Annotated in this window: 27 protein-coding genes and 1 pseudogene; 9 read left to right on the plus strand and 19 right to left on the minus strand. The window is 56.4% G+C overall.

Features of this window, described 5'->3' with window-relative positions:
• The first annotated feature begins 8 nt into the window (after window positions 1–8).
• Both ACFSOY_RS06360 and ACFSOY_RS06365 read left to right on the plus strand, forming a co-directional pair.
• Entirely contained in the window at window positions 9–1,907 is a 1,899-nt protein-coding gene (locus ACFSOY_RS06360; protein WP_386044904.1) for a DUF2334 domain-containing protein, read from the plus strand.
• A gap of 204 nt (window positions 1,908–2,111) precedes the next feature.
• The gene (locus ACFSOY_RS06365) at window positions 2,112–2,504 is read left to right on the plus strand and encodes a hypothetical protein (protein ID WP_386044905.1); all 393 of its coding nucleotides are present in this window, start codon (window positions 2,112–2,114) and stop codon (window positions 2,502–2,504) included.
• A gap of 226 nt (window positions 2,505–2,730) precedes the next feature.
• Here the strand turns inward: ACFSOY_RS06365 and ACFSOY_RS06370 are convergent, their stop codons facing one another.
• From ACFSOY_RS06370 to ACFSOY_RS06400, 7 genes are all read right to left on the minus strand, one after another.
• A complete protein-coding gene (locus tag ACFSOY_RS06370; protein ID WP_386044907.1) occupies window positions 2,731–3,030 on the minus strand; it encodes a hypothetical protein in 300 nt (99 codons plus the stop codon).
• Entirely contained in the window at window positions 3,027–3,464 is a 438-nt protein-coding gene (locus ACFSOY_RS06375; RefSeq protein WP_386044908.1) for an HNH endonuclease, read from the minus strand. Before ACFSOY_RS06375 ends, ACFSOY_RS06370 begins: the two co-directional genes overlap by 4 nt.
• A gap of 63 nt (window positions 3,465–3,527) precedes the next feature.
• The gene (locus ACFSOY_RS06380; protein WP_386044910.1) at window positions 3,528–4,472 is read right to left on the minus strand and encodes an ROK family glucokinase; all 945 of its coding nucleotides are present in this window, start codon (window positions 4,470–4,472) and stop codon (window positions 3,528–3,530) included.
• A 100-nt stretch (window positions 4,473–4,572) separates the two neighbouring features.
• Entirely contained in the window at window positions 4,573–5,682 is a 1,110-nt protein-coding gene (locus ACFSOY_RS06385) for an ABC transporter ATP-binding protein (protein ID WP_386044912.1), read from the minus strand.
• A gap of 42 nt (window positions 5,683–5,724) precedes the next feature.
• Complete coding sequence (locus ACFSOY_RS06390; RefSeq protein WP_386044913.1) at window positions 5,725–7,092, minus strand: MATE family efflux transporter; 1,368 nt, start codon at window positions 7,090–7,092, stop codon at window positions 5,725–5,727.
• A gap of 137 nt (window positions 7,093–7,229) precedes the next feature.
• Window positions 7,230–7,586, minus strand: a complete 357-nt coding sequence (locus ACFSOY_RS06395; RefSeq protein ID WP_386044915.1) for an arsenate reductase family protein — start codon at window positions 7,584–7,586, stop codon at window positions 7,230–7,232.
• 255 nt (window positions 7,587–7,841) lie between these two features.
• Window positions 7,842–8,789: an isopenicillin N synthase family dioxygenase gene (locus ACFSOY_RS06400; protein ID WP_386044916.1), complete on the minus strand. Its 948-nt coding sequence runs from the start codon at window positions 8,787–8,789 to the stop codon at window positions 7,842–7,844.
• 256 nt (window positions 8,790–9,045) lie between these two features.
• On the opposite strand from ACFSOY_RS06400, the gene rpsF reads away from it, so the two are divergent.
• The 3 genes from rpsF (at window position 9,046) to ACFSOY_RS06415 (ending at window position 10,619) form a co-directional block, all read left to right on the plus strand.
• Window positions 9,046–9,333, plus strand: coding sequence for a 30S ribosomal protein S6 (rpsF, locus tag ACFSOY_RS06405; protein WP_386044918.1), 288 nt, complete (start codon window positions 9,046–9,048; stop codon window positions 9,331–9,333).
• Window positions 9,334–9,365: 32 nt separating this feature from the next.
• Window positions 9,366–9,644, plus strand: a complete 279-nt coding sequence (gene rpsR, locus ACFSOY_RS06410; RefSeq protein ID WP_386044920.1) for a 30S ribosomal protein S18 — start codon at window positions 9,366–9,368, stop codon at window positions 9,642–9,644.
• Between the two features lie 156 nt (window positions 9,645–9,800).
• Window positions 9,801–10,619: a hypothetical protein gene (locus tag ACFSOY_RS06415; RefSeq protein ID WP_386044922.1), complete on the plus strand. Its 819-nt coding sequence runs from the start codon at window positions 9,801–9,803 to the stop codon at window positions 10,617–10,619.
• Between the two features lie 33 nt (window positions 10,620–10,652).
• On the opposite strand, the gene ACFSOY_RS06420 is transcribed toward ACFSOY_RS06415, so the two are convergent.
• A complete protein-coding gene (locus ACFSOY_RS06420) occupies window positions 10,653–11,396 on the minus strand; it encodes an EcsC family protein (RefSeq protein ID WP_386044924.1) in 744 nt (247 codons plus the stop codon).
• A 117-nt stretch (window positions 11,397–11,513) separates the two neighbouring features.
• On the opposite strand from ACFSOY_RS06420, the gene ACFSOY_RS06425 reads away from it, so the two are divergent.
• Complete coding sequence (locus ACFSOY_RS06425; RefSeq protein WP_386044926.1) at window positions 11,514–12,575, plus strand: type III polyketide synthase; 1,062 nt, start codon at window positions 11,514–11,516, stop codon at window positions 12,573–12,575.
• Entirely contained in the window at window positions 12,569–13,132 is a 564-nt protein-coding gene (locus tag ACFSOY_RS06430) for an isoprenylcysteine carboxyl methyltransferase family protein (RefSeq protein ID WP_386044928.1), read from the plus strand. The genes ACFSOY_RS06425 and ACFSOY_RS06430 overlap by 7 nt, the downstream gene beginning before the upstream one ends.
• 75 nt (window positions 13,133–13,207) lie before the next feature.
• Here ACFSOY_RS06430 and ACFSOY_RS06435 read toward each other — a convergent pair whose 3' ends face one another.
• A complete protein-coding gene (locus ACFSOY_RS06435; protein WP_386044929.1) occupies window positions 13,208–13,462 on the minus strand; it encodes a DUF1292 domain-containing protein in 255 nt (84 codons plus the stop codon).
• Between the two features lie 70 nt (window positions 13,463–13,532).
• Between ACFSOY_RS06435 and ACFSOY_RS06440 the strand changes: the two genes are divergently transcribed.
• Complete coding sequence (locus tag ACFSOY_RS06440) at window positions 13,533–14,417, plus strand: 4Fe-4S binding protein (protein WP_386044931.1); 885 nt, start codon at window positions 13,533–13,535, stop codon at window positions 14,415–14,417.
• A 15-nt stretch (window positions 14,418–14,432) separates the two neighbouring features.
• On the opposite strand, the gene ACFSOY_RS06445 is transcribed toward ACFSOY_RS06440, so the two are convergent.
• Window positions 14,433–15,086, minus strand: a complete 654-nt coding sequence (locus tag ACFSOY_RS06445) for a YjbE family putative metal transport protein (protein ID WP_386044933.1) — start codon at window positions 15,084–15,086, stop codon at window positions 14,433–14,435.
• Window positions 15,087–15,220: 134 nt separating this feature from the next.
• Here ACFSOY_RS06445 and ACFSOY_RS06450 point away from each other — a divergent pair, with 134 nt between their 5' ends.
• Window positions 15,221–15,355, plus strand: coding sequence for a hypothetical protein (locus ACFSOY_RS06450; RefSeq protein ID WP_386044935.1), 135 nt, complete (start codon window positions 15,221–15,223; stop codon window positions 15,353–15,355).
• A 33-nt stretch (window positions 15,356–15,388) separates the two neighbouring features.
• On the opposite strand, the gene cspD is transcribed toward ACFSOY_RS06450, so the two are convergent.
• From cspD to ACFSOY_RS06495, 9 genes and pseudogenes are all read right to left on the minus strand, one after another.
• A complete protein-coding gene (gene cspD / locus ACFSOY_RS06455) occupies window positions 15,389–15,589 on the minus strand; it encodes a cold-shock protein CspD (protein WP_386044936.1) in 201 nt (66 codons plus the stop codon).
• Window positions 15,590–15,760: 171 nt separating this feature from the next.
• Window positions 15,761–17,278: a carboxypeptidase M32 gene (locus ACFSOY_RS06460; RefSeq protein WP_386044938.1), complete on the minus strand. Its 1,518-nt coding sequence runs from the start codon at window positions 17,276–17,278 to the stop codon at window positions 15,761–15,763.
• 120 nt (window positions 17,279–17,398) lie between these two features.
• Window positions 17,399–20,362, minus strand: coding sequence for an OmpL47-type beta-barrel domain-containing protein (locus ACFSOY_RS06465; RefSeq protein WP_386044940.1), 2,964 nt, complete (start codon window positions 20,360–20,362; stop codon window positions 17,399–17,401).
• Between the two features lie 273 nt (window positions 20,363–20,635).
• Window positions 20,636–22,228, minus strand: a pseudogene (locus ACFSOY_RS06470) (hypothetical protein); the annotation flags it as partial.
• A 155-nt stretch (window positions 22,229–22,383) separates the two neighbouring features.
• Window positions 22,384–23,013, minus strand: a complete 630-nt coding sequence (locus tag ACFSOY_RS06475) for an LbetaH domain-containing protein (protein WP_386044942.1) — start codon at window positions 23,011–23,013, stop codon at window positions 22,384–22,386.
• A gap of 78 nt (window positions 23,014–23,091) precedes the next feature.
• Window positions 23,092–24,162 (minus strand): ABC transporter permease, encoded by a 1,071-nt coding sequence (locus ACFSOY_RS06480; protein ID WP_386044944.1) that lies wholly within the window; start codon window positions 24,160–24,162, stop codon window positions 23,092–23,094.
• Window positions 24,159–24,899, minus strand: a complete 741-nt coding sequence (locus ACFSOY_RS06485) for an ABC transporter ATP-binding protein (protein WP_386044946.1) — start codon at window positions 24,897–24,899, stop codon at window positions 24,159–24,161. The genes ACFSOY_RS06480 and ACFSOY_RS06485 overlap by 4 nt, the downstream gene beginning before the upstream one ends.
• A gap of 21 nt (window positions 24,900–24,920) precedes the next feature.
• Complete coding sequence (locus tag ACFSOY_RS06490; protein WP_386044948.1) at window positions 24,921–25,577, minus strand: TetR/AcrR family transcriptional regulator; 657 nt, start codon at window positions 25,575–25,577, stop codon at window positions 24,921–24,923.
• 132 nt (window positions 25,578–25,709) lie between these two features.
• Window positions 25,710–26,579 (minus strand): NAD-dependent epimerase/dehydratase family protein, encoded by an 870-nt coding sequence (locus tag ACFSOY_RS06495; protein WP_386044950.1) that lies wholly within the window; start codon window positions 26,577–26,579, stop codon window positions 25,710–25,712.
• Between the last annotated feature and the right edge of the window lie 264 nt (window positions 26,580–26,843).

The following is a 26,843-nucleotide window of genomic DNA, read 5'->3' on the forward strand; positions in this document are numbered from 1 at the left end:
AGTCATGGATGAAAAGAGCATTGCTCGCGGTCCTGTTGGCAGCTGTCATCGCATTGCCAGTTCAGGGTCAGTCCCGCACCAATTCGTTTCCCAATCATGACAAGCATCACGCCTTACTGCGCTTAGAGGACGTTTCACCAGGCGGCTCCTATGCCACGCTGGATGATCTCGGACGCCTGCGGGCCGTTTTTGAATACTTGAACGAAGAGCAAGTGCCCTTTCACGTAGCGGTCATCTCGCGCTCCAAGCTGTTGCATGCGGATGGCACGTGGTATGAGAAGGGCATCGATGATCCCCATCCTGATGAACATCTGCAAAAGTTTATCAAGCTGTTGCAAAGCGCTGAACAAAAGGGCGCCGTCCTCGGCATGCACGGCTACTCCCATCAATATGGAGATGTCAGGCGTGGAGACGGCTGGCAGGATACGGGCGTCGGCTATGAGTTTGCGATCAAAGACGCGCCGGAGACTTCTACCGCCCCCTATGCGGCTGAAAAGATAACCAAAAGCCTGTCCGCCTTTGAAAAGGCAGGCCTTACGCCCGGCTTTTGGGAATCGCCACACTATCAGCAGACGCGCGAGCAGGAAAAAGTGTTTCGCTCCTATATGGGCGTGCTCTATCAGCCCGACTTTTTCTCCTTGAAATCGCTAAAGGATCAGGTCGTCTATCAGGATGAAAACGCGTACGGCTCGACGACGCTCGGCTCCGTCTACGTTCCGGCTCCGTTCAGCTACGTGACCGGCCAGCACGACGTGGAGCGCATCTTGAAGCGAGGCGATCGTTTTCGCGGGCTTGGCGCGACCTTTTTCCATCCTTACTTAGAGTTCGATCATCTCGAAGCGACGACCGACGCAAGCGGCGCACAAGAGCAGCGCGATGGATTGCCCGTCTACCGCTACAAACAGGGTGAGGTCACCTATCTGCATCAGATTGTGGAGGGGCTTCGCAAGCGAGATTTCGATTGGGTTTCACTGCACGATGTGCTTCCCTTCTCACCTGCCCATCGCGTCCAGCTTCCGATCGGCACGACGGCGGAGCATCTGCTGTTCGGCAATGTCAGCGGAAGCGGGCAGGACTCGCTGGTCGTCGTCGACAGCGAGGGGCGGGTGTCGGTGCTTCAGGGCAACTACAGCTGGCCGCGCAATCGCGCTCAATCACCGTTCACCTCTTGGCTGCCAACCGGCTTGCAGCCGAACGACACACCTTTTTTGGTCGATGTGAACCGCGATGGGATCAGCGATCTGCTGACCTATCAAGAGGAGAAGGGCGAGTTGAACGCCTACCTGTCCAACAAGATGAGCTTTGAGGCGGTCAAGCGGTACGGTTCCCTTCAGCCCGGCTGGAAGCGGATCGTGCCATGCGACCTGAATGGCGACCACAACCCGGATCTGATCTTAAAAAATGAGCAGACGATCGGCGTCGCACTCCATGAAAACGATTCGTTTCGTCCGCTTACCGAACAGTTTCTCTACTTGAAGCACGCCGATTCGGTGCCTTTTGTCGGAGATGTCAACGGCGATCAGCAACAGGAGTTGATCCTCTATTCGGCATCTGCTGGTGAGATCGAGCTCTATGCGATCAGCAGAGCGGGCGAGTTCTCCTCGCTCGGAACCTACCAAGTGCCCAAGCCGAAGCGGGGCGGCCAAGCGGTCGCAGGCGATACGAACGGTGACGGGCTGACCGATCTGGTCATCTATGACGCTCAACGGGGCATCTGGGAGGTCTGGCAGGGCGATCGCGAGCTCGGCTTAAAACCGCTCGACAACCTGTACGGCCCGTGGGCGCGCGGTGAGCGAATCGCCTTTAGCGCCGATCTGGATGGCAATGGAAAAACGGACATCACCGCCTTCGACCCCGCAGAGGGCGTGCTCGACATCTCGCTCTCGTTTCGCGGCCCGAAAAAGTAAAAAGAACCCCGCCCAACTCAGGCGGAATCCCCTCTTTTCGATCACGAGGAGCGCATGTTCACGCGCTCCTTTTTATGTTGGTAAGTTACTGCGCGGCATCCTTGTAAAAAGTGGTTCCAAATCGGTCGTTTTTGCAGACGCTTGGGAACCTCAAGCAGTTTTAAGACGTCTAATTTGCTAGAAGGAAACGAGGAGGAAAGAAACATGAAAAGATACGCCTCGCTCCTCTTTTTTGCAGTCCTCTTGACGGGACAGCTCGCATGTTCAAGCCAACAGGATGCGAACAGACCGATCGCAGAAACGGTCGATCCTACAGCACAAACGGGACAAGCGACAGCCGAGCAGGACGTGCGAAAAGACGTTTGGGATCAGCTTGCCAAAGAAGATCGGGCACGGATCAAGGGGACATGGAAAGAGGGAACGGTGCTGAAACGAACCCTGACCGAAAACATGGGTTTTTACCTCGACAAATCTTACCTGGGGAAAGAAGTGTACCTCGTCGATTTTCCGACAAAATCGAAAGCCATGCCGAACAACATGATCCTGTTCGCCGCACCTGATAACCATAAGCTGATCGGATATGGCTATGTGGATTAAGCAGGGCGAATGCCCAGCCCCCCGATGATAAAACCCCCTCTGATCGACAAGATGATCGAGATCATACCGATCTCCTAGCTCTCTTGTCGACCACGAGGGGGATCTACGGGATCTACCACACAACACATTTGCTCGTGCGGAGACATCTCTAGGATGAGGAAACGAACCGCGCTCTCCTCAGCGTGCAGATGCGCGGTGCTGCCGACCGCCTTTTTGCCGACAGCGCTTAGCGATGCAACACGTCCGTATCGCGTTCATAGCCCGACTGGTCGCGTGCGTTCTCCCACTCGCGATCCTCTTCGATGTCGACGATGTTCCACCAGCCGCCTCCAAGATCGTTTGCGCGCAGCAGATATCCTTCCCGCCCCGGCGAAAGTCGCAGGCAGAGGATGTACCAGCCACCATCCGCCTGAAACACGCGAGCCGCCTGATAATCGTACACCCCTTCGTTCTCCACTTCGAGGTGCAACTGCTGCCCGGTGATCACCTCTAGGTTGTCCTCCATAAAACCGATCTCATTTCTCATCCGTTCTTCTCCTCTCGTTCCATCCCAATTTTCAGACCGCATCCGGCCGCACATTCGCCGTCTATGATCTCGCCACCGCATCGGCAGCGTCCATCGGTGAGCGCATCCAGCCAAATATATTGCTCCGACTTCAGTCCATACAGGGGCAGCAATACCCGCTTGCGATATTCGATCAGCCGGCTCGCCACCCGTTTTGAGCGGTGGGCAAGATGGTGACAGCTCGCATCCAGACAGATGCCGTTGTCTGCCGTGCCCAGCCCGCCTTGCGACCGCGAGATGATATGGTGCACTTCCCGCCCCGGCTTGCCGCACAGCACGCAGCGCTCCTGATCGCGCTCGCGAACATGCTTGCGCACGATCGCGCTAAAGTCGTTGCGCTTGCTCGCCGCCTGCAGTTCTTCTCGCTGTCGACGCTTTGCACTTCGGTCATCCATCCGCATCACCTCCCCCGCCTCCTCTTACACTATCAAAAAGAAAAGAGACCCGCAAAGGTCTCTCTACAACTCTTCCACCAACAGCATCGCCGCACCGATCACACCCGCATCATTGCCCAGCGTTGCCAGCCTGATCTCTGTCGCCCGCCGCACCCGAGGCAGCGCGTAGCGGTCGAACGCTCGCTTGAGCGGTGCAAGCAACGCCTCTCCCGCCTGCGAAACGCCGCCGCCGATCAGCATCACCGGCGGGTTGAGCGTCGTCCCGATGTTGGCCAGCACAAATGCCAACCGATCGATCGCATGCTCGATCACCTCGCAGGACAGGCGATCCCCCCGCGCCGCATGGTCGAAGATGAGCGCAGCGGACAGCGATCGCTCCGCCGCAAGCGAGCTCTCATCTCCGGCGAGCATTCGATCGACCGCCGCTCGAACGATTCCGGTGGCTGAGGAGATCGTCTCCAGACAGCCTCTGCGCCCGCAGTTGCAGAGCCAGCCCTCTTCATCGAGCATGATGTGACCGATCTCCCCGCCCATCCCGCTCGCGCCGCGAACCAATTTGCCATCGATCAAGATCCCGCCGCCCACACCGGTGCCCAGCGTCACGCAGAGCGCATCGCGCGCCCCGCTTCCTCCTCCCACCAGCGCCTCGCCAAACGCAGCTGCATTCGCATCGTTGTCCAGCGCGATCGGCAGGTCACCTAAGCGCTTTTGCAATTCGGCGCGCAATGGCACCTGGCTCCAGCCGAGGTTGACGGCCGTCTCGACGAAGCCTGTCGCCCAATCGAGAAAAGCGGGAACGCCAACCCCCACCCCGCACACATCGCCCAAGCTCCGCCCCTCCGCTCGGGCAACCTGATCGACCAGTGCGACCATCCGGTCGAGCACAGCATCTAGGCCAAGATGGGGACACGTTTCCTGCTCCGCTCGGAAGATGATCTCACCTGCTGCGGTGACGAGCGCCCCTTTCATCGTCGTGCCGCCGACATCCAGCCCCACATAGTTTCGCATCCCCGCCACCCCTCTTCACCAAAAGCGCCACATGAAGATCATGTGGCGCCGTCCGCTTCGCTCGCTTTCAGTTTATTCGCAGGGAGCGAGAGATTACCTGTTAAAAAATGGATTCCTCCGTCAACGCATCGAAGAGATGGATGCGATCGTTGAGCAGTGTGAGCGTGACAGACGAGTTCGCTTCGATCTCCGATCGAGCTGGCACGCGCGCGATCATGCTCTGCCCAAGTGCGCGCAGGTGCACATGCTTTTCCGCCCCGAGCAGTTCGACGCGCTCGACTGCGGCTGGCAACAGTGCGCGATCGGTCGTTTCGCGAATGTCTTGGTCAGCGATCAGGTCTTCCGGTCGAATGCCCAAGATGAGCGGCATGTTGAGCGCGCCCGCCTCGCGCAGCCGGGTCTGGCGCTGTACCGGGATTGCGATCTGAAAACTTGCGCTCTGAAAAAACATCTCGTCCCCTGCCACCTGCAGCCTTCCTGACAGAAAGTTCATCGCTGGAGCGCCGATAAACGAAGCGACAAACATGTTTTGCGGCCGATTGTAGACATCCTGCGGGGTGCCGACCTGCTGAACGACCCCCTCTTTCATCACCACGATTCGCGTTCCCATCGTCATCGCTTCTGTCTGATCGTGCGTCACATAGATGACCGTCGCCTGCATGCGCTGGTGCAGCTTGGCAATCTCGGTGCGCAGCTGCGCCCGCAGCAGAGCGTCGAGGTTGGAGAGCGGCTCGTCCATCAGAAAGACCTGCGGTTCGCGGACGATGGCGCGCCCGAGCGCCACGCGCTGTCGCTGCCCGCCTGAGAGCGCCTTCGGTTTGCGCGCGAGCAGGTGCTCGATGTTGAGCACTTGTGCCGCCTCGCGAACTTTTTCCTCGATCACCGCTTTTGGCGTCTTGCGCAGTTTCAACCCGAACGCCATGTTGTCATAGGCGGTCAGATGGGGATACAATCCGTAGTTTTGAAAGACCATCGCGATGTCACGATCTTTCGGATGCACATCGTTGACCAGGCGATCGCCGATCCACAGCTCCCCCTCCGAAATGCTCGCAAGACCTGCGATCATCCGCAGCGTCGTCGTCTTGCCACAACCTGATGGGCCGACGAGGACGAGAAACTCGCCATCTTCGATCTGCAGATCGAAATCCTGCACCGCCACCACGCCGTTCGCAAAGCGCTTGTAGACATGTTTCAGTTGCACGTGCGCCATATTTTGAAACCTCCTTACCGACCTGCGCTCGCTCCGACTCCTTTACCCGGCGAGTCCCTTCTCCGCCTTCAGCGCGGAGATCAAGCTCATCCCCTGCCATTTTTTCTTCCGCCAACGCCAGAGCATCATCAGACCGCGGAGCCATTCATCGACGATAAACGCTGTCCACACGCCGACCAGCCCGTAGCCGAGGTGAACGCCCAGCAGGTAGGCGAGCGGCACCGCCACGCCCCACATCGACAGCACGCCGAGATAGACGGGAAACTTCGCATCACCTGCCGCTCGGAGCGACAGGATGATCACCAGGTTGAGCGCCCGCCCAGGCTCTAACAGGATCGTCATCAGCACGAGCGTGCTCCCGACAGCGATGATCTCCTGCTGATCGGTAAACAGGCCGAGCAGCGGTGCTCGAAACAACGAAAACAGACAGGCCATGACGAACGAGACGGCCATGCCGATCTTCAGACTTCGCATGCAGGTTTGATAAGCGGTGTCCAGATCGCGCGCGCCGACCCGGTGTCCGACCACGATCTGTGTCGCCTGCGCGATCGCCATCGAAAACAGATAGATGAACATCATCAAATTCTGGGTGTACACTTTCGTCGTCAGCGCCAGCACGCCGATCGAAGTGATGAAAAAAGTGATCATCACCTGTGATGATACGTAGGACAGATGCTCTCCCGCAGATGGAATCCCGATCTTTAAAATGTTGGCGATCGCATAGCGCGGGAATCTGATCAAGCAGCCGAACGGCAGCTTGCCATCCATTCGCTTGAGCAGAATGATAAACAGCACGACAGCTCCGACCAACTGCGCGACAGCCGTTGAGATCGACACCCCGAGCACGCCGAGCACCGGAAGGCCAAACGGGCCGAACAGCAACAGGTAATTGCCGATCACATTGAGCACGTTCATCCCGAGCGTCACATACATCGCATCTCGTGCAAAACCGTGGCTGCGCACCGTCGCCGACATCGCGGTCATCAACGCTTGCAACACCGATGCGCCCCCGACGATCCGCAAGAAGGTCAGCGCTTCTGCCATCAGCTCGTCGGGCAGCCCCATCCAGGTCAAAAAGGATCGCCCAAACACCACCAGCACCACGCTCAACAACAAACCGAACAGGAAGTTCGCGCCCAATGCGACCACCGCAACTTCTGAAGCTTTCTGTCGCTCACCAGCGCCGAGGTATTGCGAGATCACGATTCCCGTTCCCATCGCCACAAAGCCGAACATCACCAGCACGACCATGACCAGTTGGTTCGCCACGCCGACAGCTGCCACCGCATCATCCGAGTAGCGGCTCAACATCAAAGTATCCGCATTACCCATTAACATCCGCAATCCAAGCTCAATAAAAATAGGCCATGTCAGCGCGAACAGCGTCAATTTTCGATCAGTTCGACTCATTCCTCATCCTTCTCTCTTCCCTCGAAGTGCAATCGGTCGATTGGCGACAAAATCCCCCCATTTCCCAGGAAATACTCAGTTCCTGTCGAGGAAAACAGAAAGCATATCGACATCCGATATGCTTTCGCCTCGCTTTTCTACTCCTTTGTCGCGCGGAGCAACTCTGTGATCTTCGCTTCGTCCATGCCGATCACATATCCCCGATCTGTCTTGACGATCGGGCGCTTGACCAGCGTAGGCTCTGTCGCCATCAGCGCCGAAAGCTCTGCCTCCGCCATCTTGTACAGCTCTTCGTGGCGCTCCTGATAGACGGGCGAGCTTGGCCGCAACAGATCTTGGACTTTCAGCCCAAGTGAGCTGGCGATCTCTAAGATCTCCTCCGCAGAGAGCATCTCTTCCACCAGATTGCGCTCCTTCACTTCCTCGTTTGCCAGAAAGTCTCGCGCTCGCGGCGTTTTGCTGCAAGCCGGATGATACATCATCGTCACTTCCATCTCTTCACCTCATACCGATCTTTTTTATACCGATCATTCTTTCCATTCTATCATATGGAACGCTTCCCCAAAAACGGAGAGTAAGCCGCCTTGAGAACTTCCCATATCACCTACTTCCACCGCAGAGCGCCGCTCACGAACTGGCATCCGCTTCCTTCTGCGCATAAAAAAGCTTTCGTTCACGCCTGAGCCGAACGAAAGCTTGTGCAATCTTGATGGATCGATCGCTTGTCAGTTGCTGAGGCGCGATTCGAACTATTTTTTGATCAGGCCGATCTCCACGAGGCGCTCGTAGAGGAAATCACCCGCTGTGATCGGCGGCCATTTCTCCGGGTTGTCGCTGGTGATGCAGGCCGGAATCGTCTCCAGCAGATAGCCGCTGTACGGATGAACGAAGAACGGCATCGAGAAGCGCGAACTGTTTTCACCTTTCGGGTTGACCACACGGTGGGTGGTCGCCGGGATCACCTTGTTGGTGATGCGCTGCAGCATGTCTCCCGCATCGACGACGATCTGCCCTTTCAGCGCTTCGACCGGGAACCATTCGCCATCGTTGGTCAAAAGCTCAAGGCCGGAGGCTGTCGCTTCGCAGAGCAGGGTGATCAGGTTGATGTCCTCATGCTCCGCTGCGCGCACCGCATCTTGCGGCATTCCTTCTTCGAGCGGCGGATAGTGGATCAGGCGCAAGATCGAGTTCCCGTCTTGAATCATATCGGAGAAGAAGTTTTGTCGCAGGTCGAAATGCATCGCCAACGCTTCCAGCATGTTTCTCGCCACTCGCTCCAGCTCGCGGTACAGCGAAAGGGTCAAGTGCTGCAGCTCCGGCACTTCATCCACCCACACGTTTGTCGGATAGTCGATCGACAGCGGATGCCCGTGCGGTAGCTCTTGGCCAACATGGTAAAACTCTTTCAGGTCGCCCACCTTGCGCTGCTTGGCATGCTCTTTCATGAAGCCGGTATAGCCGCGCTGACCGCCAGATTCGCCCACATATTTCTGTTTCAGCTCAGGCGAAAGCGAGAACAGCTTCTCAATCGCCGCATAAGTATTTTCGATCAGCTTCGGGTTGATGCCGTGGCCTTCCAGGGTGATAAAACCGATCTCTTTCAGACCTGCGCCAAATTCATCGGCAAACTTGGTGCGCTCTTTTCCCGAACCGTGCGTGTACGACTTCAAATTAAGGGTACGAACCAACTCGCTCATGACAGCCTCCTCAGATGTTCGCTCGAACAGATTTAGGATTTACGTTTTAGAATGTGTAATCGCTTTCAATAAATACTCTAACATGTCAAACAGACCCGGGCAATAAAAATTTGTAAGATGTCTGACGTCTGTCCACTCCCGAATAAATCTTGCACCATCTCTTGCCCTTTCATATGAACCTTGTTATACTATTCATTGTGTTTATTTTCACCACCTTGCTCCCACGGGGGGCCAAAGTCCAAAAGGAGGGTACATGATGAGAGCCTATGAAACAATGCTGGTCCTGAAAGCGGACCTCGAAGAAGAAACTCGTGATGCGCTCATCGCGAAGTACGAAGGTATCGTTGCGAAAGAAGGCGGTACTGTTCAACAAGCGACCAAGTACGGCAAGCGCCGTCTGGCGTACGAGATCAACAAGAACCGTGAGGGCTTCTACGTTCTGCTGAACTTCGAAGCGAACTCCACCACGCCGGCTGAACTCGAGCGCCTGATGAAGATCGATGACAACGTGCTCCGCTACCTGACCGTCGTTAAAGAACAGTAGTACAAATTCTAACCAACGAGGAGGAAATCGAAATGAGCGAACAACGTGAACAACGCGAACACCGCGAGCAACGTGGCGGTTTTAACAAAAAACGCCGTGGCAAGCGCCGCAAAGTTTGTAACTTCTGCGTTGACAAAGTGAAAGTAGTAGACTACAAAGACGTTAACCGTCTGGGTCGTTATGTATCCGAACGCGGTAAAATCCTGCCGCGCCGTATCACTGGCAACTGCGCAGCTCACCAGCGTGCAGTCACCGTTGCGATCAAAAACTCTCGCATCGTGGCTCTGATGCCGTACACCGCTGAGGTGTAAGAATAGAGAAAGGAAGTGGCCTCGCGCCACTTCCTTTTTTATTTTTTTGCAATAGAATTATTTTCCTCTTCCAAGCTGACCCCCATAAAGATAGAATGATATACTGAATAGGTATATGGTTATGGGGTTCTTTTGGTGCAGGGAGGGGAATGGAAGATGCAACAACCTAGTTTTAATCTGCTGAAAGAAACGGTGGGAAAACGTTTCGGACAAATGTTCACCGACTATGGGCTTCCAGAATTGCCGACAGGTCTTTTCTCGGCTGAACAGCTCAATTTTCTACAAGATCAATCTGAAAGCTTGCCAAGCGATTTGGGGGCGCTTGAAAACTTGCTCTTGCAAAACGTGAACAAGAGCAAAGTGTTGCGCATCGGCAACGCACCGACCGGGGAAAACCTGATCACGGTGCGTATCCCGCTACAAAAATCGGCTTGCATGCTCACTTTTGCTTACTATAAGGAAGCTTGGCGTGTGCACACGATCGACGCACTGCAAACGCGTCGAGCTGAGATCGGCAAACTGGTGCTCGGCGGGCTGGTAGGCGCTGCCGCCACCGCGCTGTTCGCTTTGATTCTGTCCGGTTTCAGCGGCGGAGACATTGTCGCACAGGCGAAAGAAGAAGGGTATGTCGTCCTGACCCAAGAGCAGTATGCGGAGCAGACAGGCCAAAGCCAGGTCGACATCGCCGCGAAAGACAAAGCGGCGAATCAGGGCGCAGATGCGGGCGACGCTAAGCAGCCCGCCAAAGAGGATGCGTCCAAAGGCGAGGCGATCACCTTCTCGCTCAAAGAGGGCATGACCACTTGGGATCTTACCGAGTTTTTGAAAGAGCAAGGCCTGATCCAAGATCGGATGCAGTTCAGCACCAAGCTGACCGAGCTCGGTCTGGACACGATGCTGCGCCCGCAAGACTATCACTTCACCAAGGGCATGACCGAAGCTGAAGTGATCGAAGCGCTGAAAAAAGAAGTGTGATCCGTTCCGCGCAACGAAGCCACCTCGGTCCTCCTAGGTGGCTTTGTTCGCTTCCAAGATGCGCATTCGATACCCATTGCTCGCCACCACTCCCAGCTCCTCGATCAACCCGTAGTTCGCCCACGCCCCGACGACCGCGCCGATCAAAGGCACGAGCTGCAACATTTTCCGAAAATCGATCGCATCGCGATACTCGCGCTGAAATTGCTCCCAATCGATCTGTTGCAGATACTCCCGCTCCGGTGGCAATTCGCTCGCCACACGCTCCCAATGCTTGATCTTCCACAGCAGTTCCTTCCGCCGCTCCGGCGCAGAGAACGCGAGCTGAAACAGGTAGAGCAAGAACAGCCGCTCGCGATAATCTGTCGTCCGATACCCATAGATGTGCGCCAACTCGAACAAAAACTTCATCTTGATCGCGATCAACGCTGGAAAGTCGACCAGGCCGAGCACAATCCCCCCGGCGCCAGTCCCCGCCCCTTCGGCTGCCGCGATCTTCTGATAGGTCGACAGCAGCGCTCGCGCTCGCTCATCTCGCTCCTGCAGCGAGATTCCCAGAAGCGGCGGTTGCTTCGGCACGTATTCCAACCCGAACAGAACTGACCTCACAATCCCGCGAACGGTGCTGGTCAGCGTCTGCTGCACCTTCGCCGGAATCGCGCGGTTGATCTTGGTCTGCACCCGCTTGGACACGCTCTGCAGCAGGCCGGTCGGCTTGAGCAGTTCGTCTTCCCATCGATCTAGCTCTGCAATCACTCTTTGCTCATAGGTCATCATTCCGATCATCTCCTCCCCTTTTCTACGACGAACGGAGCCGAATGGTTTCATCCCAGTTGAAATTGGAAACAATATCCTGTAACAAATGGAAACTTTTTCTCTGAGGAGGGTGATCTGTTGCCTGTTATCGCATCGATCGGCACTGCCGTACCGCCCTACATCATTCGCCAAGCGGAGTCGCGAACGTTTGCCCGCAACCTGTTTGCCGATGCATTCTCCGACATCGACCGCCTGCTCACCGTCTTCGATTCTGCGCAGGTGGAGCAACGACACTTCTGCATACCGCTCGATTGGTTTGCCACAACCTCTTCGTGGGAAGAAAAAAACAGGCTCTACATCGAACATGCGGTCAGCCTGAGTCGGCAGGCTGCTGAGACCTGTTTGCAGAGAGCCGGTCTATCGCCAACCGATGTGGACATGATCCTCTTCATCTCCTCCACCGGAATCGCGACCCCGAGCATCGACGCGCTCCTCTGCAACTCGCTCGGTCTGCGCGAAGATATCGTCCGCCTGCCGATCTGGGGGCTGGGCTGTGCCGGTGGAGCGGCAGGGCTTGCCCGCAGCTTCGATCTCGCCCAAGCGCACCCGAACCGCAAAGTGCTGATGATCGCACTCGAACTGTGCGGCCTGACCTTCGTGCACGGTGATCGCTCCAAAAGCAACCTGATCGCCACCTCCCTGTTTGCAGACGGCGCGGCTGCCGCGCTGCTGTACGGCGATCGGGCGGCCGAGTCACTCGATTGCCACGGCCCGCAGCTGATCGCCAGCCGTTCGACGACCTGGCCGAACTCGCTCGACGTGATGGGCTGGGATGTGCAGAACGATGGTCTGAAAGTGATCTTCTCCCGAGATATTCCCACGCTGGTCGAACAGAAGATCGGCGATCTGTGCGATTCGTTTCTGTCGGCGCACGATCTGAGCAGAGCTGCGGTCAGTCGCTACATCGCCCATCCTGGCGGGATGAAGGTGTTGAGCGCCTATGAGCGAGCGCTCGACCTGCCTGCCGACGCGCTGCAGCACGCCCGTGAGATCTTGCGAACGCATGGCAACATGTCTTCCTGCACCGTCCTGTTCGTCTTGGAGCGCGAGCTTGCCGAGTCGCATCAGCTAGGCGAGCACGGGCTGCTGTTTGCCCTCGGACCTGGATTCTCCGCCGAGCAGGTGTTGCTCAGATGGTGACCTGGTTTGCGCTGCTCTTCGCCTTTGTGCTGTTTCAGCGCCTGCTCGAACTGGTGATCGCCAGACGAAATGGAGCGCACATCGAGTCGCTCGGCGGCTTTGAGGTGGGCAAAGATCATTACCGATACATCGTTCTGCTCCACATCGCCTTCCTCTGCTCCTTCCTCTTCGAAGTGCTCGCCCGCCATCAGGAGGGAATGGTTCCTCAGCTCGCACCGCTCACCCTGTTTGTGCTCGCGCAGGGACTGCGCCTCTGGGTGTTGCGAACGCTGGGGAAATTTTGGAACACTCGCATCTACATCCTGCCCGGAAGCGAACCGGTCACTCGCGGCCCCTATCGCTTCATGCGCCACCCGAACTATCTGGTCGTCGCCGTCGAGCTGTTCACGCTGCCGCTCTGCTTTGGCGCCTGGATCACCGCGATCGTCTTCAGCCTCTTAAACGGGGTGATGCTCGCCGTGCGCATCCGAGCAGAAGAGAACGCGCTGATCGCCGGAACCGCCTATGCGGAGAAGATGTCGGACCGCAAGCGCTTCTTCCCCCTGCTCAGAAAATGAGCAAAGACCGTTCAGCTCAAGCGCTGAACGGTCTTTGGAAGCGGCGAAACTGATCGCGCAGTTTGCTTACTTCGCTTACTCTGTCTCACCTTCTGCCGGAGCAGCATCTACAGCGATCTGGTAGGCATCGAGCAGGGACTGCGCTTCCGCTCTGTCGTCCAGGCCGAGCAGCTCTTGCGAATCGCCTTCCCCTACGATCTGCATCAGAACAGAATCCTCCTCGTTCATCAACAGCACATAGTTGCGGTCGTTCATCTCGAACATGCCCTCGATGCTAAACTCCCGCTTCTGGCCCTGATCATCCTCCACAACGATGCGGTCTCTGCTCATCTGATCACCCCCATGCATTATCCTTTCCATTTCGGAGCACGTTAGCCAAGGAGAAAGGAGTGCTTTTTGCATGCGCAAATGGATACAGCTGGTGATCCTGCTGCTCTTCTTTATCGTTCCCTACACCGACCTGTTTCGCATCGACATCCCATCAGGTCATTACTATTGGTTTACGCGCAGGCTGTCGTTCTCACAGGCGATGCCGCTGCTTTTGACCGTCTTGTGGCTGGTGTTTCTCGTGCTCGGCCTCACCTTTTTCAAACCGCGGCTCTTCTGTTCCCATTTTTGTCCGCACAACACGATGTCCCAAGTGCTTCGTACGATCAGACGGTGGAAGCTCGACCTGCCGCTTGCGATCCTGCTCACCCCGCCCGTCGCCTTCACCCTGCTAGCCTATTTTGTCGACCCGCGCACCGCTTGGCAGGCGATCACAGAAGGCCGCTCGACGATCATCCTCGCCTTCTTCATCGCCCTTTGCTTATTTATCGGCTTTCTGTTGCTCAAGCTTCGTCACCAGTTCTGCCGCAACACGTGTCCCTACGGCTATTTTCAACAGCTGTTCCGGCCGGAGCGCACGACCCGGCTGGGCAAGGTGATCACCGCGTCCCTGCTCGTGCTGCTTGCGATCGCGACTGCCGTCTCCGTCCGCTTCACATCGGGCGTGGAGATCGACCTCGGCACGATCGCTCGCATTCACGCCGGAACGCGCATGATCTACACGTATGAGCTTCGTCTGGTCAACAATCGCAGCGAACAGGAGCGGGTGACCGTCACCTTTCAGAAGCTGAAGCCGTTCAATCACCCGGAAGAGCAACAGATCGTCCTTCAACCCGGAGAGGAGAAGCAAGTCCCCTTCTCGTTTCAGGTGGAAAAGACAGAAGAGGTGCTGCTCGATGTGTGCGCAGAAAACGAAGATCGCTGCAAACAGTTTCAGTTCTCGCTCTCCGGCGTATAAAAAGCGGATGCCTTCCTAGGAGGGCACCCGCTTTTTGAGCAGCCAGACCAGCGCGGTCGCCGCCACTGTCACCCCGTAAAAGGCGGCGTTCGGAACGGCGAGCGACGTCAGGAAGCGGCTGACCACATGTTCGGCCAAGATCATCGACATCGCCGTCCACGACAGCACCGCCACTCCGAGAAAGAGCAACACGGGATACTTCTGCAGCAGATAGGCGATCAGGCGACTGCCCCACAGAATGCACGGGATCGACACCAAGACGCCGAGCGACACCAGCCACCAACTGCCATCGGCGATGGCGATCACCGCCAGCACGTTGTCCACCGACACGGTCAGGTCGGCGATCACGATCATCTGCACCGCACTCCAGATCCCTGCGCCGCTGCGCATCTGCGGCAGATCCTCCCGGTGTTCCTCCAGCATCTTGTAGGCGATGTAGAGCAAAAAGATGCCGCCGATCAGTTTGATGTAGGGCAGCGAGATCACCAGGTAGGCGATCAAACAGAGGATGATGCGCAGGCCGACAGCCCCCATCGCCCCCCAGTACACCGCCTTTTCTCGAAGCCCGATCGGCAGATGCCGAGTTGCCAAACCGATCACCAGCGCGTTGTCCATCGACAGGATCGCCGAGATCAACAGAATTTCGATGCCTAATAAAACTTCTTGCACGTCACAGACCTCCTCTGTGTCCCTCTAGGAACAGCCTATGACGTGAAGTAGGTTAACTTGTCTCCTTCCGCTCCGATCGCTAAAACACCCCGAGCGCAAACTCGCCCCAGTCGATCCAGGAGCGCATAAAGCGCGTGCCGACCGGGGCGATTATCGATCTGTACTTGCTGAGCGAACCGCTGTCTGTCTCGGCGATGATCAGCATCCTGATGCTGATCGGGATCGTCGTCCACCTGTTACAGAAACACAAAAAACCAGCGCATCAATAAGATGCGCTGGTTATATTCGCCAATGTCGCAAGCTTACAGCTTAGAGACGTTAGCAGCTTGCGGACCGCGGTTGCCTTCTACGATTTCGAAAGAAACGCGTTGACCTTCTTCGAGGGTTTTGAAGCCATCTTCTTGGATTGCGGAGAAGTGTACGAATACATCGTCGCCGCCTTCAACAGTGATGAAGCCGTAACCTTTTTCTGCGTTAAACCATTTAACAGTACCTTGTTGCATGTGTGAAACCTCCTGAAACGTCCGTAAAAGACGAAATATTAGCTACCATTTCGTCCGATCCAAAATGCACCGACTCAGCGTTGAGCACTGCAAATGGCGAATCACTAATGGTGCTCTTTGAGACAATATCATCATACCACCCTTTGTCAAGAGTGTCAAACGTTTCAGGCATTAAATGCCATATATCTTTTTGAATTTTTCTTCAAGATAAGTGACCAAATAGTCTGAGTTAATTTCCTCACCGGTCGCCTGCACCATGATCTCACCTGGCGTCAGCATCTTGCCATGCTTGTAGACTTTCCGATTCAACCAAGCGAGCACTTGCGAAACATCGCCGCGCGCCACCTGCTCCTGGTAGTCGGGGAGCTCTTTGCGCATCGTGTTTTCCAACTGCGCCGCATAGATGTTGCCGAGCGAATAGGAGGAGAAGTAGCCGAACGCCCCGCCCGACCAGTGGATGTCTTGCAACACGCCGGTCGCGTGTGACTCCGGACGCACACCGAGATACTCTTCCATCTTCTGCGCCCAGATCTCCGGCAGATCTTTGACCTGAATCTTGCCGTTGATCAGATCTTTTTCGATCTCGTAGCGCAGCATGATGTGCAGGTTGTAGGTCAGCTCATCCGCATCGACGCGGATCAAAGACGGATCGACATAGTTGACCGCCTTGTAGAACTCTTCTGCGCTCACCCCGGCGAGCTGTTCGGGGAAATGGCTGACCAGCCCGTCAAAATGATGCTGCCAGAACTCTTGGCTTCTGCCCAGCATGTTTTCCCAGAAGCGTGATTGCGACTCATGGATGCCCATCGAGGTGCCTGTGCAGAGGAAAGTGCCGATCAGATCGTGCGACACGTTCTGCTCATAGATCGCATGGCCGAATTCGTGAATCGTGCCGAACAGCGAGGCGGTGATATCGTTTTCAAAGTAGAAGGTGGTGATGCGGACATCGTTCGGGTTCAGACCGACCGCAAACGGATGCGGGCTCTCCTCAAAGTGACCTTTGCTAAAATCGAAGCCGAGCTGGTTCAGCATGTAGCGCGAATATTTCTGCTGCTGATCCTTCGGGTAGGACAGGTGCAAGAACGAGCGGTTCACCTGCTCTTTCTGCTGGATGCGCTGGAGCAGATCGATCGTCTTCTCGCGCAGGTTGCCGAAGATCACATCGAGCTTGGCAACGGTCAGCCCCGGTTCATACTTGTTGAGCAGCGTGTCATATTTGTTATCCTGATAGCCCCAGATCTCGATGAACTCGCCCAAGAGGGCGACGATCTGCTCCAGATAGGGACGGAACATTTCAAAATCGTTGTTCTGTTTCGCTTCTGCCCATGCGCTCTCCGCTTTTTGCGTCAACACCACATACTCGCGGAACTTGTCTGGCGGAATGCTCTTGTCGCGATCATATTCCAACTTGCGATCCAAGACGGAGTTGCGCGTGATCGGATCGAGCTGCGAAAGCGCTTCCGGCTGTGCCAGCACTTCGAGGAACTCCCCCATCTGGTCGGAGATCTGCATCATAAACAGCTCGCTCGACAGCATGCCGACCACCTCTGCACGCTGGGCAACACCCTGTTTCGGAATCAGGACGCTCATGTCCCATTGGATGAGCTGGATCGCTTCGTGTAGTTGCTTCATCTTGCGCACGTACGTTACAAAATCGTTCGCCGTCTGCTGAATCTTATCGGTTGACATCCATTAACCTCCGTTTCGTATCTACAACAGGTGTTTACACTTTTAATTTACAGAATATTTTTCGAATTGTCCAGCGGCAAATAAAAGAGCCACAGGTTGAAACTGTGGCTCTGCTTGATACTATTTTAAACCATGTTGGATCAGATAGTCGATGTTTTTGTTGAGCAGTTCTGCGCCGCTTGCGGAGATCTTGCCCTGTTTCACATCTTTGACCAGCTCAGCTTGCAGCTTTTGCAGGTGATCGATCGCTTTGTCGATCTTTCCTTTGCTCGCATGCTGCTCAGCAGTGTCCAGCTTCGCTTGGATCGACTGCTTGGTGCCATGGTTTTTCAGCTCGCCGCGATCGTACAGCTGGTTCAGCAGGTTTTCGATCGAGCTAAAGCTCGTCTCGACGAGGAACAGGAAGTTGCCTTCGTAGAGATTGCCCGCATGGTCGAGCACGCGAACTTTCAGCGTGTGCACGCCAAGTCCGAGACCTTCTGCGTTCAGCTCAGCGCCTTGGTTGATCTGATGATCATCGAGGAAGAGCTGAACATCAGCGACGCCAGCGCCTTCATCTGTCGCGTTGACGGTGAAGGATACTTTTTCATCGATCGTGACGTTGCGAAGTTCACCGCCCGATTGCGCGATGCTGACAGTCGGGATCGTCTTGTCGAGCTTGATCGTAATCGTTTTTGCTTCTTCCACGTTGCCGCTCGCATCTACAGAGCGGTACGCGATCTCATGGGTGCCGTCTGTGCTGACGACGATCGGTGCGCTGTATTCGATCCATTCGCCTGCGTTCACCTGATATTCGGTGCGAGCGACGCCCGACTTGTCGTCGGTTGCGGTAAGCGTGATCGACACATCTTGGTTGTACCAGCCGTTGTCGTTCGCTTCGCCCGACAGAGCAGCTTCGGTCGTCGGCGCTTGTTCATCCAGATCGGCTGCAAAATCGTTCAGGCCGGTCGGCTTCAGTTGGAACGTGCCTTTAAAGATGGCGGAGATACCGGTGATCGTGACCGTTTGACCGTTTTGGAACGGGAAGTTGTCCAGGCTGAGTCCGCTTCGGCTATCGACGCGAACGAGCGTCTTCTGATCGCCGTTCACCGCGTTAAATTCGAACGTGCCCGTCGGGGTCACCCCGTGCAAATCTTCGATCTTTACATTTTCCAGCGTGACGCGCTGACCTTGGTTGGTCGCATCGACTGCTGCCACCACTTGTGCTGCGGGCAGTTCTGCTGTGCCCAGCTTGGTGATCGCGGTCGGGTTGGTCAGTTCGAGCTCGGTGTTAAACACTTCCATATCTGCGGTGATCTCGATGCGATCGCCCGCTTGGAAACCGGATTGCGTTTGGAAGACATAGATGCCGCCCGTCTCATCCTGCAGGTAGAACCCTTGTCCACCAAATGCGCCCGGCTGCGTGGTGATCACGCCTTGCACGGTGACGGTCGTTCCTACTGTTTTGCTGCGCGCTACATCGATCGATACCTTTTCTGGCACCGGCGGCTTGTCCTCTGGCAGCTGCTCTGCCGGAACGTTTGCGATGGTGACCGCCTCGGTGCTCAGCGCGGTCGAAGCTTGGCGGACGCGCAAGCTAGCTGCGCCGAGTGTACCCGGCTTCACGCGAACGTTCAGCGTCTTCGTCGCATGGCCTTTATCGTCTGCTGTCATCGAGAACTGCGCCGAGTACCCATAAGCGGTCGGCCATGTGCCATCCGCATTTTGTACTTGCGCAACCTGCGTGCCACCCGTCAGGAAGATCCCGAGGTTAAAGCCCGACAGCGTTTGACCCGGTGCGAAATTATCCCCGACCAGGCGCACTTGGAACACTTCGGTTGCCGGAAGCTGCGCTTGATGAACGGTCGAGTAGGCCGGATTGGACGGCGTGGTCGGGTTGGAGCTGGAGCCATAGGAGCCCGGTTTGAACGTGGAGGAGTTAAACCACTTGTAGCCAGCATCTGGCGCTGCCCACGGCTCCGGCTGCGGCTCCGTCGAAGTTTGCGGTGTTTCCATCGGCAGAAGCTGAGTCGGCTGGTCGAGCTGGATGCCCGCCTCGCTGAACGAGGTGTAGGACTCCTTTTTCGACAGCCAGTTCACCATGTTCACCAGCAGGATCGCATCGTTTTGCTCTTTAAAACCATCGTAGGTGGTCTTTTTCTTGCCATTGTCTTCGCGCAGATATTTCGGGGTTGCATCTTCTACCGGCGAGGAGTCGCCGATAAATGCTGCTTTGCCCCCGCCCACTTTGGAGATTGCCGCATACGGACCTTCTGCGACACCGCCGCCGTTGTAAACCCCTTGGTCGACCGCGTTCGCCCATCTTTGGTTGGTCGGCGGCAGATAGACCAGGCCTTTTGCTTTGTTCGGATCGAGGATCGCCAGCGTCGAACCTGCGTGCATCGCCACGCTGTTCACGCCTTGAGTGATGCCAAACGTCTGTGCCGGAGCCGCGATGTTGGACGCGTTCAGATCGCCCAGCGCGTTGTAGCGGAAGCGGATGCCGAAGTTGGTGCCCAGCCAGTCGGAGGACTCAACGCCTTGCATCTGCTCAGATGCGCGCTCTTCAGCAGACATCCCTTTTGCCGGGTCTTCCCAAGCGCCGCGACGATAGCCGTTAAACGCTTCGTTCGCATCCCAACGGTTTTTGTTGCGGTCTGCGTTGTAATGGTCACCGATAAAGAAGATCGATCCGCCCTGCTGAACATATTGCAGCATGGCGTCTTGCTCAGACTTTTTATAGGGATTGTTCGCTTCCCCAATAATGAAAACATCATAATCTTGCAGATCGGAAAGCGTGAGCGGGCTCGTCTTGCGCAGCTCTTTCACATAATATCCATCGTTTGCCAGCGCATTCCCGAAATCGGAAAACGCGCCGTCAATCACCCAGTCTGCCGCGCCAGCCGTCTGGCCGTGCGTGTTGTCGAACAGAACTTTCTTGCCAGCATTTCCGTTGACAACTTTCGGCTGAATCACCGGAGCCGGGTCGTTCGCGCCTTCCGCGTATGCAACGTTACCGATCGTAAGCGTCGCAGCAGCGGGCAGCGGGAACGCAAGCGTCATGGCGAGGACAACTTTCATCGCCTTGCTTTTCAAGCTAAACATTCCTGCACCTCCTAATTATTTGCGCTCATAGATTTTGAACGCCAACAAATCTATTTTAGCATCAATTATGAATGGTTGGGTTACTATTTTGTAAATTGGAATGCCTATTACGATGACATGATTAAAAAGTCCTACCTTTGATAAGTCCAGACTCACATTTACACGTCATACGTCCTACCTCTTGCGGCATACTACAAGCTTCCAAAAGCTAATCAATCGTACAAAAGCCTCCCCCATCAGGAAGGGGAGGCTCTCGAAAGGTGAATAGGACTACGGCAGCGGCTGTGCTGGCACGTTGTCGATCGTGACCGATGTGGTCAGCTTCGCGGTCGAGGTCTGACGCAGTCGCAAGCTCGCTGCACCGGTGGTGCCCGGCTTGATCTGCATCGTCAAGATTTTTTCAGCATGTCCGCTGCTGTTCGCCGTCAGCGAGAAGTTCTCACCATACCCGTAGGCGGACGGCCAGGAGCCATTGCTGTTTTGCACCTTCGCCACCTGCGTGCCACCGGCCAGGTAGATGCCGACGTTAAAACTGTTCTGCGTCGTGTTCGGCGTCATGCCGTCTGCGACCACTTTCAGCTGGAACGTCTGAGCGTTCGGAAGCACCGACTGATGGACGAAGGAATAGGTCAACGTCGGGATCGGAGTGGAAGTTGCACCGTAAGAGCCAGCTTTAAACGTGGTCGGGTCCCACCACTTGTAGCCAGCAGCCGGCGCGGACCACGGCTCCGGTTGCGGCTCGGTCGACGATGCCGGATCTTCCATCGCGAGCAGGGTGGTCGGCTGATCGAGCAGCAGGCCAGACACTTGGTTCAGCGCCGTGTAGCTTTCCTGTGTGGACAGCCAGTTGACGATGTTCACCATCAGCGTCGCATCGTTTTGCTCCTGCCATCCGGCATAGGTCGTCTTGCTTGTCCCAGTTTCTTCGCGCAGATAGCGCGGCGAGCTGTCTTCGACCGGGGAGGAGTCGCCGATGAATGCCGCCTTGCCGAGGCCCACCTTCGAAACTGCCGCATACGGTCCTTCTGCGACACCGCCGCCGTTGTAGACGCCCTGATCGACAGCAGAGCCCCACTTCGCGGTGGTCGTCGGCAGATAGACGATGCCTTTCGCCTTGTTCGGGTCGAGGATCGCGACGGTCGAGCCCGCGTGCATCGCGACGGTCGAGACGCCTGCGGTGATGCCGAACGCCTGCGCCGGTGCGACGATGTTGTTCGCCGTGATATCACCTAGCGCATTGTAGCGGAAGCGGACGCCAAAGTTTTGTCCGAGCCAGTCGGAAGAGGTCACACCCTGCATCGCGGTGGAGTTCGCTTCCTCTGTGCTCATGCCTTTCGCGGGATTGGTCCACGCGCCACGACGATAGCCGTTGAACACTTCGGATGAATCCCAGCGATTTTTGTTGCGGTCCGCATTGTAGTGGTCGGAGATGAAGAAGATCGAGCCGCCGTTTTGCACATATTGCAGCATCGCAGCCTGCTCAGTCTGCTTGTAAGGAATGTTCGCTTCCGGAATGACAAACACATCATAGTTTTGCAGATCGGAAAGCGTGATCGGCGTCGATTTCCGCAGCTCTTTCACATAGAACCCATCGTTGGCCAGCGCGTTGCCAAAATCGGAGAAGGCGCCGTTGATCACCCAGTCTGCCGCCCCTGCCGTCTGTGCATGCGTGTTGTCGAACAACACCTTTTTGCCATAGTTCTGATTGGCCACTTTTGCTTGAATCTCCGGAGCCGGATCGCTCGGCCCTTCTGCCTTAGCTGTCTGCTCGCTGCCATAGGGCAGATACAGCGGCAGAGCCATCGTCATCGCCAGCAGAACTTTGATCGCTTTGCTTTTAAATTTCAAGATGGTACACCTCCACATAGGATAAGATCTACTTTCATTGTAACACCTGAATAAAGAATTCGGACGAGATTGTTGTAAATATTTTTTATTGTTTAGATTTCTATTTATACACAATATTCCTAATTTGTAAATGAAAAGTCACGATGCTGCTGCGGTCAGCAGATCGTGACTTGTTAAAGTGTGAGCAAGCCCTGTTTGGCATACGACTTTCCGAGCCGGACGTAATGATCGACCGTCTCGCCGTTCAGCTGGCGATATCGCTCCGGAACGGGCGGCAGTCGGTCTGCCTGCTCCTGCGTGAACACCGACTGCCCGGGCGCCACATACCGCCCCGCCGCGATGCGCACTAGGCCGGTGACCACCGCGCCGTGCATGATCACACAATCCTGCTCGATCACCGCCCCGTTGATCGAGGCGCTCTGACCGATGAACGTGTTGCGACCGATGTACAGCGGGCCGTGCACCACCGCATGGTGCAGGATGCTGACCTTTTCCTCCACGTACACGCCATAGCGCTTCCCCTCGACCTCAACATATTGGGCGGGGTGGCAATGGATGGCAACAAAATCCTGAATGTTGCTGCGGGCACCGATCGAAAACGGCGGCGACGAATCGGCGCGAATCAGATTATAGAAGCCGACGAACACATCGTCCGCGATGCAGACCGCTCCGATGATGATCGATCCGACTCCGATGACCGCACGCTCGCTGACAGCCGGATCGGTGGCAGCTGGCACCTCCTCGACCGGAGGGTTAGGAACGAGAATCTGATGCAGCGGGTAGATGCCCATCTCTTTTGTCATCGCGCTCTCCTCCTGAAACAATGATATGTGTCAGGGTCGGAAATACGCCTGTGGAAAAGTTGCCCCAAACAGTCGCTCCTATACCCGGCGATACCTTTTCAGCGCGACGACGTTCAGCGCGAGAAACAGCACACAGTATCCGAGCAACACCCACAGTGCCACCTGGATGTCGGCGAGGGTCTCCCCGCGGATCATCACGCCGCGCAACGCTTCCGCACCATGCGTCAGCGGGAGCGCTTCGGACAGCTTCATCAACCAGTCCGGCATGTTGCGCAGGTCGAACAGCCCGCTCAAAAAGATCTGCGGCACGACGACGAGCGGAATGAACTGCACCACTTGGAATTCATTGCGCGCAAAGGCGGAGAGCAGCGTTCCGAGCGACAGCGCCACCGTCGCCAGCAGGATGTTGATCAACAGCACCGCGCCAAACGATCCGACCGATCGCACGCCGATCACGTTCAGAGCGAACCATTGCACCAGCGCCGTCTGCAGGATCGCAAACACGCCAAAGCCGAAAAAGTAGCCAAGCACGATCTCCAACCGCTTGATCGGCGTCGCCAGCACGCGCTCCAGCGTCCCGCCTGTCCGCTCGCGCAAAAACGAGACGCCAGAGATGAGAAAGACGAAGAAGAAGATAAAGAAACCGATCAGCACGGGCGCGAAGTAGTCCATCTTCGTCAGCGATTCTCCGCCGTGCAAAAAGCTCACTTCCAGCTCCCCGAGCGCCACTGCTCCTGCAGCTGGCGGCACGCTCTGTCCGCTTTGCTTCCGCATCGCCTCAGCGGTCGCCTTCATCGCTTCCTGAACAGCCTGCTGCACAGCCCCATTGACAGCAGGATCAGAACCTTCGAGCCGCACCTGCACCTTGCCCGCCTCCACGGTCAGATACCCGTCAGACGCTCCTGCGGTCAGGCGCTCTTCCGCTTCGGTGAGCGACACCTGTTTCACCGTCGCATCCGTCTTTTGCAACTCTTCCCGCAGCATGTCAGGCACCTCGACCACATCGAGATCTGCCTGTGTCGTCGAGGTGGTCAGCACGACAGACAGCAACCACAGGACGAAGAGCGGGGCGACAAACAGCATCGCCACGGAGCGCTTATCTCGAATCACCTGTTTCATCAACCGCTTCGTCAGCGCCCAGATTCTCATGACTGCGCACCTCCATATCGCAAAAACGCCCCTTCGATCGTCGCCGCCCCCGTCTCCGCCTTCAGCTGCTCCGGCGTGCCCAAGGCGATCAGCTTGCCAGCTCTGATCAGGCCGAGGCGATCGCAATGCTCCGCCTCATCCATCACATGCGTCGTGATCAGGATCGATACGCCCTGCTCCTTCAAGCGCATAAACTCTCGCCAGAAGTCTTGGCGCAACATCGGGTCGATCCCCACCGTCGGCTCATCCAAGATCAATATCTCCGGCTCGTGCAACAGCGCGATCGCAAGCGACAGCCGCCGCTTCATCCCGCCTGAGTAAGTGTGAACCGCACGCTTCGCACTGTCGCTCAACTGCACGAGCGCAAGCAGCTCCTCGATGCGCCGCTTTCGCCTCTGCCCCCGCACGCCGAACAGCTCGGCGAAGAACAGGAGGTTGTCATACCCGGTCAGATCGTGGTACAGAGCATCCGCCTGCGCCATGTAGCCGATCCGCTTGATCGTCTCATAGTCGGGCATCTTCCGTCCCAAGACGCGCACCTCGCCGCCCGCGTAGTCACCAACAGCTGCGATCGTCTTGACCAACGTCGTCTTGCCCGACCCGGACGGACCGAGCAACCCGAGAATCTCACCTCGCCCGATCGTAAACGAAACGTCTTGCAACACCGTTCGCTTGCCAAACTGCTGCAGCAGATGGCTGACTTCCACCACCATCTCCTGCTGTTGTCCCCTCTGCATGATCTCGCCCTCCTCTACATCTCACTCTTGTCGATCCTGTTTCGCCACACCGTGCAAATACAGATCTAACAGCCGCCGGAGCTCCGTCTCCTCATCTTGCAAGCGCATCGCTTCCGGCATGACCTCGCGCATCAGAATGTATCCGCCGAGCAAGCTCATCAGCGCCCGAAGCGCCAAAACCGGGTCGACATCTCGCAGCGTCCCCTTCGCGACCTCCTCTTGAAAAAATTTGGCGGCGATCTCCACCAGCTTGGGCGCCATCTGCTCTCTGATCGGATCAAGCAGCTCCGGATGATAGGCAGCCTCGGTAGCCACCGTCTTGATCAACGGCAGGTTGCTCTTCACCAGCTTGACCCGATCCCGCATCACATCGAGCAGCACATCTTCGAGCTCGCGATCTTTTCGCGTCCGAAAGATCTTCTCCACCGACAGCAGGATCAGCGGGCGGAAAAAGCGTACCACCAGCGGGATCACCATCGAGGTCAACAAATCCTTTTTCGTCTTAAAGTAGTTGAAGATCGTGCCTTCCGACACACCCGCCTCCTTGGCGACCTCAGAGGTTCGCGACGCCCCATATCCTTTTTCTGAGAATACTTTTACAGCCGCTTCGAGGATTTTCCAATGCTTTTCGGTCAACTCTTCTTCGATCTGGTCAAACTGCCGCATCTCGTCGCTCATCGTATCCCCCTTGATTGAGTGCTTACTCAGTGATTGAGTCATTACTCAAAATATAGCCGATCGGATTGCGTTTGCCAATCAAAAAGACGACCGCTGCTGCGGTCGCCTCGTTGCATCGCGCTTCTTCGTCTGTCACACCAGCTGACGAATCAGCTGCGGCAGCCAGTCGGCCAGCTTGGAGAACTGGTAGCCCGCCTGTTCCGCCTTCGTTAGATCCATGTGGTAAGAGCCGGGGATCCCAAAGGGTGAGCGCACCTCCGGCGCAGTTTCCACAGCGATGAGCGCCTCTCTACCCACCGCTTCTTCCGCCATTGCGACCATCTCGCGAAGCGTCACCGTGCCGCTGGCAGCAGCGTTGACCGGACCTTCGATCGCCGCCTCTCCGCACCAGACGAGGAACTTGCCCGCCTCCTCAGAAGAGATAAATCCCTGGCGCGACTCGGGAACGGGCAGGCCGATCGGCAACCCTTCCTTCACGCGATCGACATGCCAATGCAGGCGCTTCGTATAGTCGTCCAATCCGAGCACGACCGGAAAGCGCGGCGCGACCACCGGAAAGGGCGCTTTTTGAAAAAAGACAGCCTCTGCCTGCTGCTTGCCTTCCTGATAGGAAAAATCGTCGCGCTCTCCCCATCTGATCGTCAGTTGGCGCGCATCGAGCACCTCTTCCGCCTGCGCATCTGCAGCCAGAGGATAGACGGAGAGCGTCGAGGTGAACACATAGCGACCGACCTTGCCGGAAAACACTTCGACCGCCGCAAGCGCCGCGTTGGACGAATAGCAGATGTTATCATACACCACGTCAAAGCGCGCATCCCCGATCGCAGCTGCGAGCGACTCCTTGCTCTCCCGATCGACGATCAGGCGCTTCACCCGATCGCCAAACTCGTCCGGCGTCTGCCCGCGCGTGGCGATCGTCACGTCTACACCTCGCTCCAACAGGCCTTGCACCAGATGCTTGCCAAAAAAGCGCGTTCCTCCCAAAACCAAAGCTGTCTTCATCCTCAGTTCCTCACTTTCTCCCTGTTCTCTCCGCTGACGAGCGAAGCACGACGTTCGGTCAAAGCTGTCGGAAACCATCATGTTGAGTTTGTGTTGTCCAGCCATTTTCCCGTCACCGATTCGATCAGCGCTGTAAACGTGATTTAAATCGCTTTTCTCCGCAACCGGTCGAAAATGGCACGCGGTTTCGTCTCACGGACGATCCCTTCCTGTTTTCATCTCTCCATTGTAAGGCAATTTGTTTTATTATTGTAGGAGTGATTG

This window comes from Tumebacillus lipolyticus, assembly GCF_042682745.1.
GTDB classification, from domain to species: domain Bacteria; phylum Bacillota; class Bacilli; order Tumebacillales; family Tumebacillaceae; genus Tumebacillus_A; species Tumebacillus_A lipolyticus.

What these genes read in the sequence shown, in the direction of transcription:
- ACFSOY_RS06380 (WP_386044910.1), bottom strand. Translation starts at nt 4,472, where the DNA reads ATGCGAAACTATGTGGGGCTGGATGTCGGCGGCACGACGATGAAAGGG.
- ACFSOY_RS06485 (WP_386044946.1), bottom strand. Translation starts at nt 24,899, where the DNA reads ATGCAGAGGGGACAACAGCAGGAGATGGTGGTGGAAGTCAGCCATCTG.
- ACFSOY_RS06395 (WP_386044915.1), bottom strand. Translation starts at nt 7,586, where the DNA reads ATGGAAGTGACGATGATGTATCATCCGGCTTGCAGCAAAACGCCGCGA.
- ACFSOY_RS06495 (WP_386044950.1), bottom strand. Translation starts at nt 26,579, where the DNA reads ATGAAGACAGCTTTGGTTTTGGGAGGAACGCGCTTTTTTGGCAAGCAT.
- cspD (WP_386044936.1), bottom strand. Translation starts at nt 15,589, where the DNA reads ATGCAACAAGGTACTGTTAAATGGTTTAACGCAGAAAAAGGTTACGGC.
- ACFSOY_RS06490 (WP_386044948.1), bottom strand. Translation starts at nt 25,577, where the DNA reads ATGAGCGACGAGATGCGGCAGTTTGACCAGATCGAAGAAGAGTTGACC.
- ACFSOY_RS06385 (WP_386044912.1), bottom strand. Translation starts at nt 5,682, where the DNA reads ATGGCGCACGTGCAACTGAAACATGTCTACAAGCGCTTTGCGAACGGC.
- ACFSOY_RS06415 (WP_386044922.1), top strand. Translation starts at nt 9,801, where the DNA reads ATGCAACAACCTAGTTTTAATCTGCTGAAAGAAACGGTGGGAAAACGT.
- ACFSOY_RS06460 (WP_386044938.1), bottom strand. Translation starts at nt 17,278, where the DNA reads ATGTCAACCGATAAGATTCAGCAGACGGCGAACGATTTTGTAACGTAC.
- ACFSOY_RS06360 (WP_386044904.1), top strand. Translation starts at nt 9, where the DNA reads ATGAAAAGAGCATTGCTCGCGGTCCTGTTGGCAGCTGTCATCGCATTG.
- ACFSOY_RS06365 (WP_386044905.1), top strand. Translation starts at nt 2,112, where the DNA reads ATGAAAAGATACGCCTCGCTCCTCTTTTTTGCAGTCCTCTTGACGGGA.
- ACFSOY_RS06420 (WP_386044924.1), bottom strand. Translation starts at nt 11,396, where the DNA reads ATGATGACCTATGAGCAAAGAGTGATTGCAGAGCTAGATCGATGGGAA.
- rpsR (WP_386044920.1), top strand. Translation starts at nt 9,366, where the DNA reads ATGAGCGAACAACGTGAACAACGCGAACACCGCGAGCAACGTGGCGGT.
- ACFSOY_RS06400 (WP_386044916.1), bottom strand. Translation starts at nt 8,789, where the DNA reads ATGAGCGAGTTGGTTCGTACCCTTAATTTGAAGTCGTACACGCACGGT.
- ACFSOY_RS06435 (WP_386044929.1), bottom strand. Translation starts at nt 13,462, where the DNA reads ATGAGCAGAGACCGCATCGTTGTGGAGGATGATCAGGGCCAGAAGCGG.
- ACFSOY_RS06475 (WP_386044942.1), bottom strand. Translation starts at nt 23,013, where the DNA reads ATGACAAAAGAGATGGGCATCTACCCGCTGCATCAGATTCTCGTTCCT.
- ACFSOY_RS06480 (WP_386044944.1), bottom strand. Translation starts at nt 24,162, where the DNA reads ATGAGAATCTGGGCGCTGACGAAGCGGTTGATGAAACAGGTGATTCGA.
- ACFSOY_RS06375 (WP_386044908.1), bottom strand. Translation starts at nt 3,464, where the DNA reads ATGGATGACCGAAGTGCAAAGCGTCGACAGCGAGAAGAACTGCAGGCG.
- ACFSOY_RS06390 (WP_386044913.1), bottom strand. Translation starts at nt 7,092, where the DNA reads ATGAGTCGAACTGATCGAAAATTGACGCTGTTCGCGCTGACATGGCCT.
- ACFSOY_RS06440 (WP_386044931.1), top strand. Translation starts at nt 13,533, where the DNA reads ATGCGCAAATGGATACAGCTGGTGATCCTGCTGCTCTTCTTTATCGTT.
- rpsF (WP_386044918.1), top strand. Translation starts at nt 9,046, where the DNA reads ATGAGAGCCTATGAAACAATGCTGGTCCTGAAAGCGGACCTCGAAGAA.
- ACFSOY_RS06430 (WP_386044928.1), top strand. Translation starts at nt 12,569, where the DNA reads ATGGTGACCTGGTTTGCGCTGCTCTTCGCCTTTGTGCTGTTTCAGCGC.
- ACFSOY_RS06370 (WP_386044907.1), bottom strand. Translation starts at nt 3,030, where the DNA reads ATGAGAAATGAGATCGGTTTTATGGAGGACAACCTAGAGGTGATCACC.
- ACFSOY_RS06465 (WP_386044940.1), bottom strand. Translation starts at nt 20,362, where the DNA reads ATGTTTAGCTTGAAAAGCAAGGCGATGAAAGTTGTCCTCGCCATGACG.